This is a genomic window from Bradyrhizobium sp. USDA 4532 (assembly GCF_024171315.1).
Lineage (GTDB): Bacteria > Pseudomonadota > Alphaproteobacteria > Rhizobiales > Xanthobacteraceae > Bradyrhizobium > Bradyrhizobium australafricanum.
In genome coordinates, this window is record NZ_JALJZN010000001.1 from 8138777 (window position 1) to 8154674 (window position 15898).

The 15898-nt window shown below is 65.6% G+C and carries 13 protein-coding genes; 10 read left to right on the forward strand and 3 right to left on the reverse strand.

Going from position 1 to position 15898, the window contains the following annotated elements:
- Positions 1–87 precede the first annotated feature (87 nt).
- From J2R76_RS37555 to ilvA, 5 genes are all read left to right on the forward strand, one after another.
- Positions 88–1707: an FAD-dependent monooxygenase gene (locus J2R76_RS37555; protein ID WP_253625735.1), complete on the forward strand. Its 1620-nt coding sequence runs from the start codon at positions 88–90 to the stop codon at positions 1705–1707.
- Between the two features lie 11 nt (positions 1708–1718).
- Positions 1719–2510: an alpha/beta fold hydrolase gene (locus tag J2R76_RS37560; RefSeq protein WP_253625736.1), complete on the forward strand. Its 792-nt coding sequence runs from the start codon at positions 1719–1721 to the stop codon at positions 2508–2510.
- A gap of 18 nt (positions 2511–2528) precedes the next feature.
- Complete coding sequence (locus J2R76_RS37565; RefSeq protein ID WP_253625737.1) at positions 2529–3947, forward strand: MFS transporter; 1419 nt, start codon at positions 2529–2531, stop codon at positions 3945–3947.
- An 18-nt stretch (positions 3948–3965) separates the two neighbouring features.
- Entirely contained in the window at positions 3966–5156 is a 1191-nt protein-coding gene (locus J2R76_RS37570) for a Xaa-Pro peptidase family protein (protein WP_253625738.1), read from the forward strand.
- 330 nt (positions 5157–5486) lie between these two features.
- Positions 5487–7034, forward strand: coding sequence for a threonine ammonia-lyase, biosynthetic (gene ilvA, locus J2R76_RS37575; RefSeq protein WP_057021042.1), 1548 nt, complete (start codon positions 5487–5489; stop codon positions 7032–7034).
- 21 nt (positions 7035–7055) lie between these two features.
- Here ilvA and J2R76_RS37580 read toward each other — a convergent pair whose 3' ends face one another.
- Genes J2R76_RS37580 through J2R76_RS37590 form a run of 3 tightly spaced genes read right to left on the reverse strand, consistent with a single transcriptional unit; the run spans position 7056 to position 10242 of the window.
- Positions 7056–8084 (reverse strand): class II aldolase/adducin family protein, encoded by a 1029-nt coding sequence (locus tag J2R76_RS37580; RefSeq protein WP_253641276.1) that lies wholly within the window; start codon positions 8082–8084, stop codon positions 7056–7058.
- An 11-nt stretch (positions 8085–8095) separates the two neighbouring features.
- Complete coding sequence (locus J2R76_RS37585; RefSeq protein WP_253625740.1) at positions 8096–8965, reverse strand: TIGR01459 family HAD-type hydrolase; 870 nt, start codon at positions 8963–8965, stop codon at positions 8096–8098.
- A complete protein-coding gene (locus J2R76_RS37590; RefSeq protein ID WP_253625741.1) occupies positions 8962–10242 on the reverse strand; it encodes an FGGY-family carbohydrate kinase in 1281 nt (426 codons plus the stop codon). Before J2R76_RS37590 ends, J2R76_RS37585 begins: the two co-directional genes overlap by 4 nt.
- 134 nt (positions 10243–10376) lie before the next feature.
- Here J2R76_RS37590 and J2R76_RS37595 point away from each other — a divergent pair, with 134 nt between their 5' ends.
- From J2R76_RS37595 to J2R76_RS37615, 5 genes are all read left to right on the forward strand, one after another.
- Entirely contained in the window at positions 10377–11393 is a 1017-nt protein-coding gene (locus J2R76_RS37595; protein WP_076823802.1) for a sugar-binding transcriptional regulator, read from the forward strand.
- A gap of 29 nt (positions 11394–11422) precedes the next feature.
- A complete protein-coding gene (locus J2R76_RS37600) occupies positions 11423–12862 on the forward strand; it encodes an extracellular solute-binding protein (RefSeq protein WP_057021038.1) in 1440 nt (479 codons plus the stop codon).
- A gap of 117 nt (positions 12863–12979) precedes the next feature.
- A complete protein-coding gene (locus J2R76_RS37605) occupies positions 12980–13909 on the forward strand; it encodes a carbohydrate ABC transporter permease (protein ID WP_210262648.1) in 930 nt (309 codons plus the stop codon).
- 14 nt (positions 13910–13923) lie between these two features.
- Entirely contained in the window at positions 13924–14781 is an 858-nt protein-coding gene (locus tag J2R76_RS37610) for a carbohydrate ABC transporter permease (RefSeq protein ID WP_018273209.1), read from the forward strand.
- A gap of 4 nt (positions 14782–14785) precedes the next feature.
- Positions 14786–15889 carry an ABC transporter ATP-binding protein gene (locus J2R76_RS37615; protein WP_253625742.1) on the forward strand — a complete coding sequence of 368 codons (1104 nt, stop codon included), beginning with the start codon at positions 14786–14788 and terminating at the stop codon, positions 15887–15889.
- Positions 15890–15898: the final 9 nt, after the last annotated feature.

Sequence of the window (15898 nt, forward strand, 5' to 3'; positions counted from 1 at the left end):
GAGATGGATACCATATCAAACATATTCTTGTGAGATACCAAAAAAGGCGCAGTCTCCTCGCAACGATCAAACGGAGGAGAGACGAGGATGGGCATCGCCACCGATGAGGCACGCCAGACGTCTGTATTCATTGCTGGCGGCGGGCCGGTCGGCCTTGCGATGTCGCTGCTGCTCGATCGCTTCGGCATCGACTGCGTGGTGGTCGAGAAGAGCCCGACGACGACGGATCATCCCAAGTCGCGCGGCTGCTGGGTCCGTACCATGGAGATCTTCCGGCAGTGGGGGATCGAGCAAGCGATCCGCGACCGCGGTCTGCAGGACAATTCCGACATGTTCGTGTTCCTCGACAGCATCGCGGGCCACGAGTTCGGCCGCACCCGTCCCGAACCGAATGTCGGCCATACCCCCGCCTGGAAGAGCCTGGTCGCCCAGGACGCCGTCGAGGAGGAAATCCTGCGGGTGGTCGAAAAGTCCAAACACGCCACGGTCCTGTTCAACACGGCCTGTGAATCGTTCGAGGAGACCAACAGCGGCGTCAACGTCACGACACGTTGCGAAAAGACCGGCGAGGTGACGCGATGGATGGCGACTTACCTGATCGCCGCCGATGGCGCGGGCAGCCAGACGCGGCGCAGCGCCGGGATCGAGATGGTCGGGCCCTCGACGCTTGCGGTGATGTCGAACGAGTATTGGCGTGCCGATCTGTCGCGGCTGCCGATCGCGCGCGAGGCAGCCGGCTTCATCATCGTCCCGGACAAGCCCGACCTGCCGCGCGCCGGCATCCTGAACACCAATGGCCGGGATCGCTGGCTGACCGTGACGCAAATCGGCCTGACCAAGGACGATCGCGAGCGGCCTTGGACTGACCAGGAGTTCATCGAGATCGCGCGCGGCCATGTCGGCATTCCCGATCTCGATGTCACGCTTTTGAACCGCTCGATCTGGCGCGTCAGCATGCAGGTGGCCGAGACCTTTCGAAAGGGCCGGGTGTTTCTGGTCGGCGACTGCGCACACCGCTTTCCGCCGACCGGCGGCTTCGGCCTGAACTCCGGCGTTCAGGACGCGCATAACCTCGCGTGGAAGCTGGCCTTCGTGCTGAAGGGCTTTGCGGACGAAAAGCTGCTCGACAGCTATTCCAGCGAGCGACGTCCGATCGCGCAATCCAATGCCAATTTCAGCTATGGCAATCGGCTGAGATTCGGGCTGACCGATGACGCCGTGCGATCGCGCGATCCGGACCGGATCAGGTTCTGGATCAACGACATGGACAATCACCTGCACAGCATCGGGCAGAACCTCGGCCACAATTACGAGGAGGGCGCGGTGATCCCCGATGGCACCGTCGCGAAGGCCTTGAACTCCCGCTACTACACGCCGACGGATCGTCCCGGCGCGCGATTTCCGCATATGTGGCTCGAACCTTCGCGCAAGAAATCGACGCTCGACTGGTTCGACAAGCAGTTCACCGTCGTCACGGGGCCGCTCGGCGGCGAGTGGCTGGAGGCGGGGAAGCAGGTGTCGGAGAAGACCGCCTTGCCGCTGTCGCTGAAACAGTTGCCGTCGGCCGATCCGGCGGACGGATTCCAACTGGGCATGCGCGGCGCCGTGCTGGTGCGCCCCGATGGACACGTGGCCTGGCGAATGCCGTGGCTGCCGTCGGATCCGGCGAAGGAATTGGCCGGCGCGCTTTCAACGCTGCTGCATTAGCGGGGACCCCGATGCAATCGTTCGATTCCAACGGCGTCGTCACGGCGTTTGAGAAAACCGGGCGCGGCGAGCCGATCGTGCTGCTGCATGGCGGCGAGGCCGATCATGCAATGTTCGACGGCCTTGCGCCTGTCCTTGCGGCGAACTTCACGGTGATCGCCTATGACCAGCGCGACTCCGGTGCCACCCGAAACCCTCCGTCGTCCTATTCGCTGGCCGATTTGGCCGACGACGCCGCGGCCTTGGTCGGAGGGCTCGGTTACGATCGTGCCCATGTCTTCGGAACCTCGCTGGGTGGGCAGATCGCGCAGGTGCTGGCGGCCCGTCATCCCGATCGCATCGACCGCCTGATCCTGAGCAGCACCTGGAAGGTCAACAGAAGTCCACTCGACGTCAATGCGGATGTGTTCCGCAAGCTCGCTTCCTGGCGCGCGGATACCATCGCCAATGCGTCGAAGATTTCCGAATTCTTCTTTCCGCCGGCATACCTGCGCACGAGGCCCGAGCTGATCGAGATCTTCCGTGGCTCGAGCCGCGACGAGGGACAGAAGGCGCGCCGCGCCGCCTTGCTTGCGCAGCCTGTCGCCGCCGATCTGACCGGCTTCGATCGCCCGACGCTCTTGCTGGCGGGCAGTGACGACCGGCTGATCCCGAATGTCGAAACATTTGCGCTCGCCCGCGATCTTGCGCGCGTCGAGACGAGGACCATCGCAGGCGTCGGCCATGTCGCGTCGATCCAGGCCCCCGAGCGGGTGGCGGAGGCGGTGACGGCATTTCTGAATTCAAACGAGAAGGCGGCTTGACAACAACAGGGGGAGACCATGGCGGAGCAAACGAGCGCAGTGCCGTTCGACGAAGCGCCGGTAACGACGCGCTATTGGCTATCGATCATCATCTTCGCCGTCACCGGCGTGGTCGATTTCTTCGATTTCTTTGTGGTCGGCTTCTTGGTCTCGGTGCTGGCGCCGAAATGGCACCTGACGTTTGGGCAGACCTCGATCATGCTGATGAGCGCCGGCATCGGGGCGATGCTGGGGGCGTTCGTCGCGGGCGTCCTCGCGGATCGTTTCGGGCGCAAGCCGCTGGCGATATCAGGCGTTCTGCTCTGCGGCCTGACCTCGGGTGCGATCGCGTTCATTCCGGAAGACGGCTGGGTTGCGTTTGCGATCCTGCGCTTCTTCGTCGGCTTCGGCCTTGCCGCCGGCGCGGCGGCGGCGGTTCCTGCTATCGTCGAATTCGCGCCGACCCGCCATCGCACGCTGGTCACGAGTCTCGTGGTCGTCCCGGTCGCCTTTGGCGTGCTGTCGGCGTCGGTGACGGCGAGCTTCCTGCTGCCACTGGTCGGCTGGCGCGGATTGGCGGCGGTCGGCTTCCTGCCGATCATCCTCGGGATTCTGACCATGATCATGATGCCGGAATCGCCGCGCTGGCTCATCAGCAAGGGCCGCGTCCGCGAGGCGCAGGCGAGCATCCGAAAACTCTATCGGGTCGGCGGCGATGAGTTTGTTCTGCCCACGCTGCCGCCGGCGAGCCCGGCGACATTTGCCGATCTCTTTGCCGAGCAGCGGCGCTTCTGGCTGACCGTCCTGATCTGGTTCGGCGCCAGCACGGCGAATTACGGTGTGTTCCTGTGGGGGCCGACGATCGTGGCGCTGCTGCTTGGCGTCTCTCCCCAGGATGCAGCCAAGATGTTCATCTATGTCAGCCTCGCCGGCGTGCTCGGCCGGACCGGCTTCGCCTTCCTCGCCCATCGGATCGGCCGCAAGCCCTGTGGTCAGTTGATGGGCTACGGCACCGCGGTTTCGCTGGCGCTCGCCGCCTATTTTCACAACGACTTTGCCGGCTCGGTACCGTTGTTCCTGGTCTTCCTGATCGTCGGCGCCGTGTTCTTCGATGGCGGATTTTCGAACATCGGACCCTATCCGGCGGAAATCTTCCCGGTTCAGCTGTCGGGACGCGCGGTCGGCCTTGCCCAGCTCTCGAACGGGATCGGCAAGATCGTAGGTCCCCTGTGTCTCGCATTGATCGCCGGCGCGGACAATCTCGTGCATCCAAGTGCGACCGCCGCGGCGGTGACGCCGGCGTTCTGCTTTCTTGCCGGCGCGGGCCTCCTGATCGGCCTTGCCTTTACGTTCCTCGGCGTCGAGCCGCACGGGCGCCCGGTGGTTCTGTTTGGCGAAAACGCGAGCGCGAGCGCCGCACCGAAATCGCTGGCCGCAAAACCGGCCGCGGGACAGTGAAAGACGAAAGGTCATACCATGGACAACGCTTTCGACACGATCGCAACGGCGGCGCCGTTCGATACTGCAAAGCTCGATCGGCTGATGGATGAAGCGGGGCTCGACGTCCTGATCGTCACCTCGCGTCACAATGTGCAGTATCTGCTCGGTGGATATCGCTTCTTCTTCTTCGACGTCATGGAGGCAATCGGCACCAGCCGCTATCTGCCGGTGTTCGTCTATCAGAAAGGACACCCGGAAAATTCCGCCTACATCGGCAACCGCATGGAAAAGTTCGAGCACGCGCTCGGACGGATATGGACGCCGATTGTCAAGGCGGAGGCGTGGGGAACGATCGATGCGATCGGCCTCGTCATCGATCATGTGAGGAAGCTCGCTGGCTCGGCCAGGCGCATCGGCATCGAGGCAGGCTTCCTGCCGGCCGATGCCAGGGATCATCTGCATGCCGGCCTTGGCGACGTCGAGTTCCGCGAGGTCCATTTCACGCTGGAACGTCTGCGTGCCGTAAAGTCTCCCGCCGAACTGGACCTCATCAGAGAGGCTTCCGAACGGGTCGTTGATGCGATGATGGTCACGTTCAGTGGCTGCGCACCGGGCATGACCAAGCACGACGTCGTCGCCCATCTGCGCCGCGAGGAGCAGGAGCGCGATCTCGTCTTCGAATATTGCCTGATTGCCGCGGGCAAGAGCCATAACCGCGCGCCTTCCAGCCAGCGTCTCGTGCAAGGCGACGTGATCTCGATCGATTCCGGCGGAAACTACCGGGGCTACATCGGTGACCTCAGCCGCATGGGCATCGTGGGTGAACCCGACAGCGAGCTGCGCGAGTTGCTGCAGGAAATCGAGGACGTCCAGCAGTTGGCCCGGCGCGCGATCCGGCCGGGCGCCATGGGTGGCGACATCATCGCGGCGGGCGAGGCGGCCGTCAAAGCCTCGCCGCATCGCGCCGTGCTCGACTTCACCGCACACGGCATCGGGCTCGTCAGCCACGAAGCGCCGCGCCTGACTGCGACAGGTCCGGTGCCTTATTCGCCGTATGACGCTGATCGGCCGCTCGAACGCGGGATGGTGATCTCGATCGAGACCGCGCTGCTGCATCCAACGCGCGGCTACATCAAGCTCGAGGACACGCTGATCGTCTCCGAATCGGGCTGGGAAGCGCCCGGTGACCATGGCAGGGGGTGGAATTCGGCCCGTCCCATGGCCTGAAGCGGTCAGTGCAGGGCGGTATTTTGGCTAAGCCACGGATTCAGCCGCAGCGCTGGAGGCGTTTGGCAATATTCGGAATACTAGAAATGTACCCCTGAGTTGCCCGACGTGTCAAGTGGCTCGGTCGAGTCTGGCCGCCGCCGGCTACTGTGCATGGGGTTGTTTTCGATATTTTGGCAGCGGCGGTCTTTGCTTCACGCCAGCCTCCCCTCATGCGATGCTTCGAACTGGATGCAGCGGCGGCTCCGTGCCGTCCGCTCGCCGGGTCGGCGCCGACGATGGTAAGGTGCAACCGATATCGATTGCCTCCCCATCGACAGAAGCGACCCGATGACCGCTGCCGCCGACGCACTCCGTGACTACGCCCAAAGCATCCTGACCGCCCGTGTCTACGACGTGGCGGTCGAGACGCCGCTCGATCCCATGCCGCGGCTTTCGGAGCGATTGTCGCGTAACGTGTTGCTGAAGCGGGAAGACTTCCAGCCGATCTTCTCGTTCAAGCTTCGCGGCGCCTACAACAAGATCGTCAGGTTGCCGGACGCGCAGCGAAGACAGGGCGTGATCTGCGCGTCGGCCGGCAATCATGCGCAGGGCGTGGCGCTGTCGGCGCGCAAGCTCGGCATTCCGGCGACGATCGTGATGCCGAGGACGACGCCCGCTATCAAGGTCGAGGCCGTCCGGCGCTTGGGCGGTGACGTTGTCCTGCATGGCGATACGTTCGACGACGCGCAAACCAAGGCCAGGGAGATCGAGGCTGCGCGTGGCTTGACCTTTGTGCATCCGTTCGACGATCCCGATGTGATCGCCGGCCAGGGAACGGTCGGGATGGAGATCCTGCGCCAGCATCCCGATCCGATCGAGGCGATCTTCGTGCCGATCGGCGGAGGCGGACTGGCGGCCGGCGTGGCCGCCTTCGTGAAATTCCTCAACCCGTCGATCAAGGTCGTCGGCGTCGAGCCGGCGGACGCCGCGTCGATGGCGGCCGCGCTCGCCAAGGGCAACGTCGTCGCGCTGGATCAGGTCGGACTGTTCGCCGACGGCGTCGCCGTTCGCAAGGTTGGAACCGAGACCTTCCGGCTCTGCCGCGACCTGCTCGACGAGGTCGTCACGGTGGACACCGATGCCATGTGCGCCGCCATCAAGGATATCTTCGACGACGTGCGATCGGTTGCCGAACCGTCCGGCGCATTGGCGCTCGCCGGCCTCAAGGCCTACGCCGAGCGCGGCGCACTCAGCGACGGAAGCCTGATTGCCGTCAACAGCGGGGCCAATCTGAATTTCGACCGGCTGCGCACCATTGCCGACCGCGCCGAGGTCGGCGAACATCGCGAGGCGCTGCTTGCCGTGACCGTGCCGGAGAAGCCGGGCAGCTATCGGCACTTCATCCGCATCCTCGGCTCGCGCGCGATCACGGAATTCAACTACCGCTTTGCCGAGACCACCGCGCCGGCGCAACTGTTCGTCGGCATCGCGCTGAGCCGCGGCGAGGCCGAGAAGCGGGAGGTCATGGAGCTGCTTCGGCGCGAAGGCTATCCGATCCTCGATTTGAGCGAGAACGAGATGGCCAAGGACCATGTGCGCTACATGGTGGGCGGTCGCGCTCCGCTGCTCAAGGACGAGGTCATCTACCGCTTCGAGTTTCCGGAGCGTCCGGGCGCGCTGCTGAAATTCCTCGAGAGCCTGGCGCCCGACTGGAATATTTCGCTGTTCCACTATCGCAATCACGGCGCCGACTATGGACGCATCCTGGCGGGGATCGAGGTCAAGCCTCACGAGCGCGCTCGGTTCGTTCAGGCGCTGGATGCGCTCGGCTATCCCTACTGGAACGAGAGCGAAAATCCGGCCTATCGCCTGTTTCTTTCCGCCGAGAAGGGATGAAGCGACGAACGTCTCTGTCGATCAGCGATCGGCCGTCAGTTGCTGGCGATAGCGCTCGGCGTCCCAATTCAGCAGCGCATGCTCGTTCTCTGCGGTCAGATAATTGACCCGTGCGGTCAGGGGCAGGCGGCAGGTGACCAATGCGAGACAGCTCAGCATGGCTTCCGCGCCGTCGCTCGCATCCTCGCGGATAAGGCTGCCGAGGTCGGGAACGAGGAGCGCCACCGGCGGCGGCAGTCCGTTCGCGGTGGTCTGCGCGATCATGGCGCTCAGCTTCTCGCGATGTTCCAGGACCGGCAGGCCCGGGCCGAGGAAGACGACGTGATCAGGATACAACGAGCCGCTGGTCGCGATCGCGCGGCTGTAACGGTCGGTGGCAATGTCGTGGCCGCGAGGATCCCGCGGCAGGCGATAATTGGTGCCGGCGCAGATCGTGCGGATCGCGTCATGATCTGCCGCCGGCGCGCTGCGCTGCTCGAGGGTGAGACGTTGCTCGACGTCGGCGACCAATGCCTCCGCCGCGTCGCAGCTGGCTGCACCGACCACCAGGCCGTGATTGCCGAGGATCAGGACGTCCACCGTATCATCGGCGATCGCGTCGCTGACGGCGCGTGCGAGCGGCAGCCCCGGGTGATGATAGTCGAGGTAACGCCAGGCCAGTCCGTCCAGGCGCCGGGCAAATTCGTCGCGGGCGTCGGTGCGCACCGCCCATGCGATGGTGTTGACGGAATGGACGTGCAGCACGATCCGGTGCGGCATCAGGGCATGCAGCGAGGTCTCGATCGAGGCGCGCAGCGTCGTCCCGGCGTTCGGCGCCAGCGGCACGCGTTCGTCGCCATGCAGCAGCGCCGCGCGCGCGGCCGACAAGGCGACCGGCACGAAAATCTCCTTGTCCTCGGCATCGGCGAGCCAGGTACCCGACGCCTTCACCCACAGCACGTCGCCATCCTTGACCGACGAATTGCCGCCGGCGCCTTGCACCAGCAGGATATTCCTGCCGACGCGTGCCGACATGCGGCGCAGTTCATCCAGCATTTGAGGCGGTCGCATCGGGGCTGCTCTCACCAGGTCAGATAGTCCATCGTCCAGTGCGGCATCCGCGCCGCTGTGCCGGCCACGGTCTGGATCGCTCGCGGCAGATCGCTCGCCTGCGCAAGCGTCGCGCGGTGGGCGCCGGAGCCGATCAGCAGGGTCAGCATGCCGGCGGTGCGTCCACCGGCGATATCGTGATCGAGGGAGTCGCCGATGACGAGGATCCGATCCGGCGGCGGCCGTCCCAATTGATCGCGCGCGGCGGCAAACATCGGCGGATGCGGCTTGCCGACGAACAGCACGGTGCCGCCGAGCGAATGGTAGAATGCGGCGAGCGCGCCCGGCGCGGGGATCAGGCCCGCGACGCCGAACATCACGAGATCGGGATTGGCGCACAGCATCGGCAGTTGGCGTGCGGCAGCGGTTGCCAGCGGCTCACGCCATCGCTCGGGCTCGGCCGCATCATCGTCGAGACCGCCGAGCAGGATGAAATCGGCCTCGCGCATGTTCGAGACCACCACACGGTCGGTGCCGTCGACGATCGAGCGGTCACCGTCGCGCGAGATCAGGAAGCAGGCCCGTCCGAGCTCGGCAAAGGGAGCCTGCTCGCGCGCATGCAGGCCGCGCCAGGTGACCTCGCCCGAGGACAACACGCCGTCATAGGCATCGGGCGGCAGGCCGAGCGTCGCGAGCCGCCGCTGGTTGCTGCCGGCGCGCTTGCCGGAATTGGACAGGATCAGGATCCGTTTGCCGGCTTCGCGCAGCCGCGCCACGCACTCCAGCGCCGCGGGGAACACCGCCAGCCCCTCATGCAGCGTGCCCCACTGGTCGAGCAGCACATGATCGAAGCGGTCGGCGATGGCGTGAAGGCCGGCGATCGAGGTCGCGTCGGCCTTCATGACGGGCCTCCGTTCAGCGCGAGCAGCGCGGCGCCGTAGCTTGCTTCGGTCTGCTCGGCGACCGAGACGGGAACGCCGAGAACGCGGTGCCGGATGCTGGTCCAGGCGTCGTTCTTCGCGCCGCCGCCGATGGCGATGACGCGGCGCAGGCGCGGCGCACCGAGCCGCACCAGCTGGCGGTAGGCGAGGGCTTCCACCGAGGCGATGCCCTCGAGCAGACCCTGGAAGAAGCGGCAATCTTCCGCAGGACGCGGCGTGACCCGCGCGGCCAACGCTGGATCGGCGATCGGAAAGCGTTCGCCGGGTTTTGGCAGCGGATAGTAGTCGAGCCCGGTCGGCTGGTCCGGCGTCAGCTGCGGTGTCAGCCGCTCCATCTCGGCGGCGGTGAAATGCACCAGCAAAGCGGCGCCGCCGGAGTTCGAGGCGCCGCCGGCAAGCCAGCGCTCGCCGAGCCGGTGCGAATAGACGCCTTGGTCGGCCGCGAAGATCGGCTGGGTCGCAAGCTGCTTCACCACCAGCGTGGTGCCGAGCGAGGTGACGGCATCGCCCGGCTGGTCGGCGCGCGTCGCGATGAAGGCCGCAACGCCATCGGTGGTGCCGGCGGAGACCTGCGCCGTGAGCGGCAGTCCCAGCGACCGTGCGATCTGCGGATCCATCTCGGAAAATGGCGTGCCCGGCACCAGCACTTCGGGGAGCAGATCGTCGCGCACGCCGAGCTGTTCGAGCCAGGATGGCCAGGCGCGCGCGACCGGGTCGTAGCCGAGCTTCAGCGCGTTGTTCTCGTCGCTGATGCCATGATGGTTCGCGAGCCGGCCGGCGATCCAGTCCGCCTGGTGAACGGCGTGGCGCGCATCGCCGACATAGCCGTCATTCTGCAGATAGAGCAGCTTGGCGAGCGCGCTGCTCGCGCCATGCGCGCCGCTCTCGCGCGGGGCGACCGTCGCGACGCGCGTCGCCTCACGCGTGGCGCGCGCATCATTGTACATCAGCCCGGGCGAGCAGGGGCGGCCGGCGGCGTCGACCAGCAGCAGCGTGCCCGACGTACCGTCGACGACGATGCGCGTGACGTCGCCGAGAGCGACGGTCTCGCCGAGCTTGCGGATGGCCGCCGTCGCGGCCTGCCACCACAGCTCTGGTGTCTGGTCGATGGCGTTGCCGTCGACGCGCGGTGCAGCCAGCGCGACGGACGCAAAGCCGCGGATGGCGGCCTGCGCATCGATTGCACAAGCGCGCACGCCGCCGGTTCCGACATCGATGCCGAGATACAGACCTCCCATGCGACCTCATCGCTCTCGGGTGCGCGCGCGACGACATTGGTTGCGCTGCAGCACGTTTGGGGGATTGACGCCCCGTTCGGCCTCTGCAATTTTTTGCAGCACGTGAAGAAATTTGCAAGCGGACTTTTCCTGATATGGCACCCCCGCCCGACAGGCTGCCGGTGATCGACGGCGAGGCGTCGCTCGCGACGCGCGCAGCGTGGTTGTATTTCGCGGCGGGGCTCACCCAGTCCGAGGTCGCCGACCGCCTCAACATCCAGAGCACCAAGGCGCATCGCCTGATCGCACGCGCCAGCCGCGAGGGCATGATCCGCGTGTTCGTCGAGGGGCCGGTCGCCGAATGCGTCGCGCTCGAGAACGATCTCGCGCAGCGCTTCGGCCTCTCGTTCTGCCGCGTCGCGCCTGATCTCGGCGAGGGCGATCTGCCGCTGAAGGCGCTGGCGCTGGAAGGCGCGAGCTTCCTGCGCCAGATCCTGGAGCGCGGCCAGGACAAGGTGATCGGCTTCGGCCATGGCCGCACGCTCGCGGCGGTCGTGGAGCAGATGCCGCAGACGCCGGCGCGCGACGCGCAATTCGTGTCGCTGCTCGGCGGACTGACGCGGAAATTTGCCGCCAATCCGTTCGATGTGATTCACAAGCTCGCCGAGCGCACCGGCGCGGAAGCCTATCTGCTGCCGGTGCCGGTGTTCGCCAATTCGGTCGCCGACCGCGCCGTGCTGATGCAGCAATTCGGCATCGCCGACGTTTTCGCGCTGGCGCGCAAGGCCTCGCTGCTGTTCGTCGGCATCGGCCAGGTCAGCCGTGACGGCTTCCTGGTGTCGAGCGGCATGATCAAGCCCGACGAGGTCGTCGAGCTGAAGCGTGTCGGCGCCTGCGCGGACCTGCTCGGGCATTTCTTCAGCGCCGACGGAACGGTGCTGGACACCGATCTGTCGGCCCGCGCTACCTCCATGAGCATGCCCGACCTCAGGAAGCACCGGATCGTCGCCATCGCCGGCGGGCCGGCCAAGGTGACCGCGCTGCGCGGCGTGCTGCGCAGCGGCGTTCTGCACGGCCTCATCATCGACGAAGCGACCGCAAAGGCGCTCGCCACCGACAAGCCGGAGACCACATCCGGCAAGACAAGAAGCAAGACCCGGAAGGACACATAAAACAAAGCGTCAACAAGGAGAGGAAATACATGTTCGATCGCGAGAAGAATCTGTTCGACTCCTACGCTGCCAAACGCATCAGCCGCCGCGATCTCCTGGACGGCGCCGCCAAGCTCGGCATCGCGGGGATCGCCGCCAACGCCGCTTTCGCCTCCTCCATGTCGAAGGCGATGGCCGCCGACTTCAACTGGAAGGCCCAGAGCGGCAAGAGCGTCAAGCTGCTGCTCAACAAGCACCCCTATGTCGACGCGATGATCGGCGACATCGAGGCGTTCAAGACGCTCACCGGCATGAACGTCACCTACGACATCTTCCCGGAGGACGTCTATTTCGACAAGGTGACGGCGGCGCTGTCGTCGAAGTCGGACCAGTACGATGCCTTCATGACCGGCGCCTACATGACCTGGACCTATGGTCCGGCGGGCTGGATCGAAGACCTCAACACCTACATCAAGGACCCCGCCAAGACCAATCCGGCCTTCGCCTGGGACGACGTGCTTCCGGGCCTGCGCGCCTCGACCGCGTGGGACGGCGTCGCCGGCTCCGAGCTCGGCACGGGCAAGGCCAAGCAGTGGTGCATCCCCTGGGGCTATGAGCTCAACAACATCACCTACAACCGCAACGTCTTCGACAAGGTCGGCGTCAAGCCGCCGAAGAACCTCGACGAGATGCTGGAGGTCGCGGCCAAGATCACCAAGGACGCCGGCGGTCCCTACGGCGTCGGCGTGCGCGGCTCGCGCTCCTGGGCGACCATCCATCCCGGTTTCCTGTCTGCCTATTCGAACTTCGGCCAGAAGGATTTCGTGATGGAGGGCGGCAAGCTGAAGGCCGCGATGAACACCAAGGCCTCGAAGGATTTCCACGACAAATGGGTCAAGATGATCCAGACCTCGGGCCCGAAAAACTGGTCGACCTACACTTGGTACCAGGTCGGCACCGATCTCGGCGCCGGCGCCTCGGGCATGATCTTCGACGCCGACATCCTCGGCTACTTCATGAACGGCGGCGACAACAAGGAGAAGGGGCATCTTGGCTATGCGCCGTTCGCGGCCAATCCGGCCGCCAAGGCGCCGACCCCGAACGTCTGGATCTGGTCGCTCGCGATGTCGAGCTTCTCCAAGCAGAAGGAGGCGGCCTGGCTGTTCATGCAGTGGGCGGCATCCGTCGAGCACGATCTGTTCGGCGCGCGCAAGATGGACTTCGTCAATCCGGTGCGTGCATCGGTGTGGAAGGACAGCGAATTTCGCGACCGCATCGCGAAATCCTATCCCGGCTATCTCGAGCAGCACGACATGTCGTCGCCCGGCGCCAAGATCTACTTCACGGCGCAGCCGCTGTTCTTCGACCTGACGACGGAATGGGCCGCTTCGCTGCAGAAGATGGTGGCCAAGGAGGTCAGCGTCGACGAAGGGCTCGACAAGCTCGCCGACAGCATCAACCGCCAGCTCAAGCAGGCCGGTCTCGGCTGACGGATCAACTGTGCGGTGCCTGATCCCCCGCACCGCACCCATCCGCCGGCTCGGACCCTTGTCCCATCCGAGCCGGCGGCGTTTGCCAGCCGAACGTGATCTCTTATCATCATGAGCATGGTCCAACTCCTCCAGACGAACGCGCAGGCAGCGCCGGCCAAACCAAGGCCGCGCGTGCGCCTCTTGCCCTATCTGCTCAGCCTGCCGGCGCTGCTCGTCTGCGTGGCGATCCTGGTTCCGTTCGTGACCGCGGCGGTCTACTCGCTGCAGCGCTACCGGCTGAACCTGCCTCATCTGCGCGGCTTCATCGGCGCCGGAAACTACATCGACTTCCTGTCCGACCCGGCGTTCTGGAATACGTTCCGCGTCTCGATCACCTATACTGTGGTCACGGTCGTGCTCGAGCTGCTGCTCGGTCTTGGCATCGCGCTGCTGCTGCGCCGGCCCACCCGCTTCCACAATGCAGTGTCGATCATGCTGCTGCTGCCGCTGATGACGGCGCCGGCGATCGCCGCGCTGATGTGGAAGCTGATGACCAATCCGAGCTTCGGCATCCTGTCCTATCTGGTCGGCCTGTTCGGCGTCACCGATTTCAAATGGGCCTCCGATCCATCGAGTGCGCTGTTCACGGTCGTGCTGGTCGATGTCTGGGTCTACACGCCGTTCATCATGATCCTGCTGCTGGCGGGGCTGCGCTCGCTGCCGCGGCAGCCGTTCGAAGCCGCGGCACTCGACGGCGTGCCGGCGAGCTTTGTGTTCTTCCGCATCACGCTGCCGATGCTGGCGCCCTACATCATCACGGCGTCGCTGTTCCGGCTGCTCGATTCGATCCAGCAGTTCGACATCATCTATGCGATGACGCAGGGCGGGCCGGGCGACCGGCTGATGGTGTTCCAGGTGCAGGCCTATCTGGAATTCTTCCAGTACACCAATGTCGGCAGATCGGCGGCGCTGTTGATGATCCTCTGGCTCATCACCAACATCCTGTCGAACATCTTCATCAAGAACTGGCTGCGGCTGCGCGCGCGTGCGCACGGCCACGCGTGACGGGGAGGGGAGCGATGGAACATTCCAGCCTTGCCGGTCGCATCTTCCGCGGCGTGGCGCTCACGCTGATCCTGATCTTCTTCATGTTTCCGATCGTCTGGATCTTTCTGATGTCGTTCCAGACCAACGAGCAGATCCTGCGGATTCCGCCGCGGATCCTGTTCGAGCCGACGCTTGCCAATTACGAGGCGCTGATCTCCGGCCAGCTGCGCACCGCGGCCGGCAATCTGCAGATCTCCTTCATGCGCAACCTCTTCAACAGCGTCGTGCTGTCGAGCGCGGCGGTGCTGCTGGCGCTGCTGCTCGGCGTGCCGGCGGCCTACGCCTTTGCGCGCTTCAAATTCCGCCTCGGCGAGAGCATCGCCTTCACGCTGCTGTCGTTCCGCTTTGCGCCGCCGCTGCTCGTGCTGCTGCCGCTGTCGCTGTACTACCAGGAGCTCGGACTGAACGACACCTATTTCGGGATCGTCTGGGTCTATCAGTTGATCGCGCTGCCGCTGATCCTGTGGATCGTGCGCGGCTATTTCGAGGATATCAGCCCTGATATCGAGCATGCCTACCGACTGGCCGGGCATTCCTGGCGCGAGGCCTTCACCAGGATCGCGGTGCCGCTGGCGGGGCCGGGGATCGCCGCGGCGGGGCTGCTGTCGTTCATCTTCTGCTGGAACAATTTCGTCTTCGCGCTGATCCTGGCCTCCGCCGACAAGCAGCCGGTGACGGTCGGCGCGCTCGCCTTCGTCACCGCGTCAGGTATTCAGTACGGCCAGATCGCGGCGGCGATCGTGCTGTCGGTGACGCCGACCCTGTTGCTCGCGCTCTATGCACAGCGCTACCTGGTCGAGGGTCTCTCGCTCGGCGCGGTGAAAGGCTGATCCAATGGCGCGTCTCGAGATCAACTCGGTGAGCAAGGCATTCGGTGCGGCACGGCCCGCCGACGGATTGTCGCTGGCGGTCGAGCCAGGCGAGATCGTGGCGGTGTTCGGACCGTCCGGCAGCGGCAAGACCGTGCTGCTGCGCATGATCGCGGGCATGTTCGAGCCCGACGACGGCGACATCCTGGTCGGCGGCCGCTCGGTCGTCGGTGCTCCGCCCGAGCGGCGCGGGATCGGCATGGCATTCCAGAACTTTGCCTTGTTCCCGCACATGACCGCCCGCGACAATATCGCAAGCGGCCTGCGCGCCAGGGCCGGCGGCGGCGATGTCGCCGGCCGCGTTGCCGCGATCAGCAGGCTGCTCAAGATCGAGCACGTGCTCGGTCACGCGCCGCGCGAATTGTCGAACGGACAGAAGCAGCGCACGGCGCTGGCGCGGGCGCTGATCGGCAATCCGGATGTGCTGTTGCTGGATGATCCGCTGCGCAATGTCGACGCCAAGCTGCGCTACGAGATGCGGCTCGAGCTGCCGAACCTGCTGCGGCGTGGCACCGCCGCCGTGCTCTACGTCACCCAGGACTATCGCGAGGCGATGGCGATCGCCGACCGCATCGCGGTCTTGATCGACGGCCGGCTCGCGCAGGTCGCGACGCCTGCCGATATCTATGCCCAGCCCGCATCGGTCGCGGTCGCGCGATTGTTCGGCGATCCGACCATCAACCTCGCCGAGGTATCTCCAGTGGCGGAGCACGGCATGCTGTCGGCCGTGGTTGCCGGCGCCAGGATGCGGCTCGGCGCGGCCGATGGCGCAGCACCTGCCGGTGCATGTTGGCTGGGAGTCCGGCCCGAGGATCTCGTGGTTTCGTCTGCATCCACCGACGACGCTGTCCCGGCGCGCATTCTCGCGATCACGCCGATGCACGAGAAGGCGGTGCTGCTGCTCCGTCTTGCCGACGGAACGGAATGGCTGGCGGCGCTGCCGCCGGAAGCCCCGCGAGGCGCGGCTGACGATGCCGTTTTCGTCCGCTTCGCGCCCGACGCCGCGATGCTGTTCGATCGCGCCACCGGGCTGCGGATCGGGGCGTCGCACCGGCTCAAGGCGGCATAGGAGCGGATG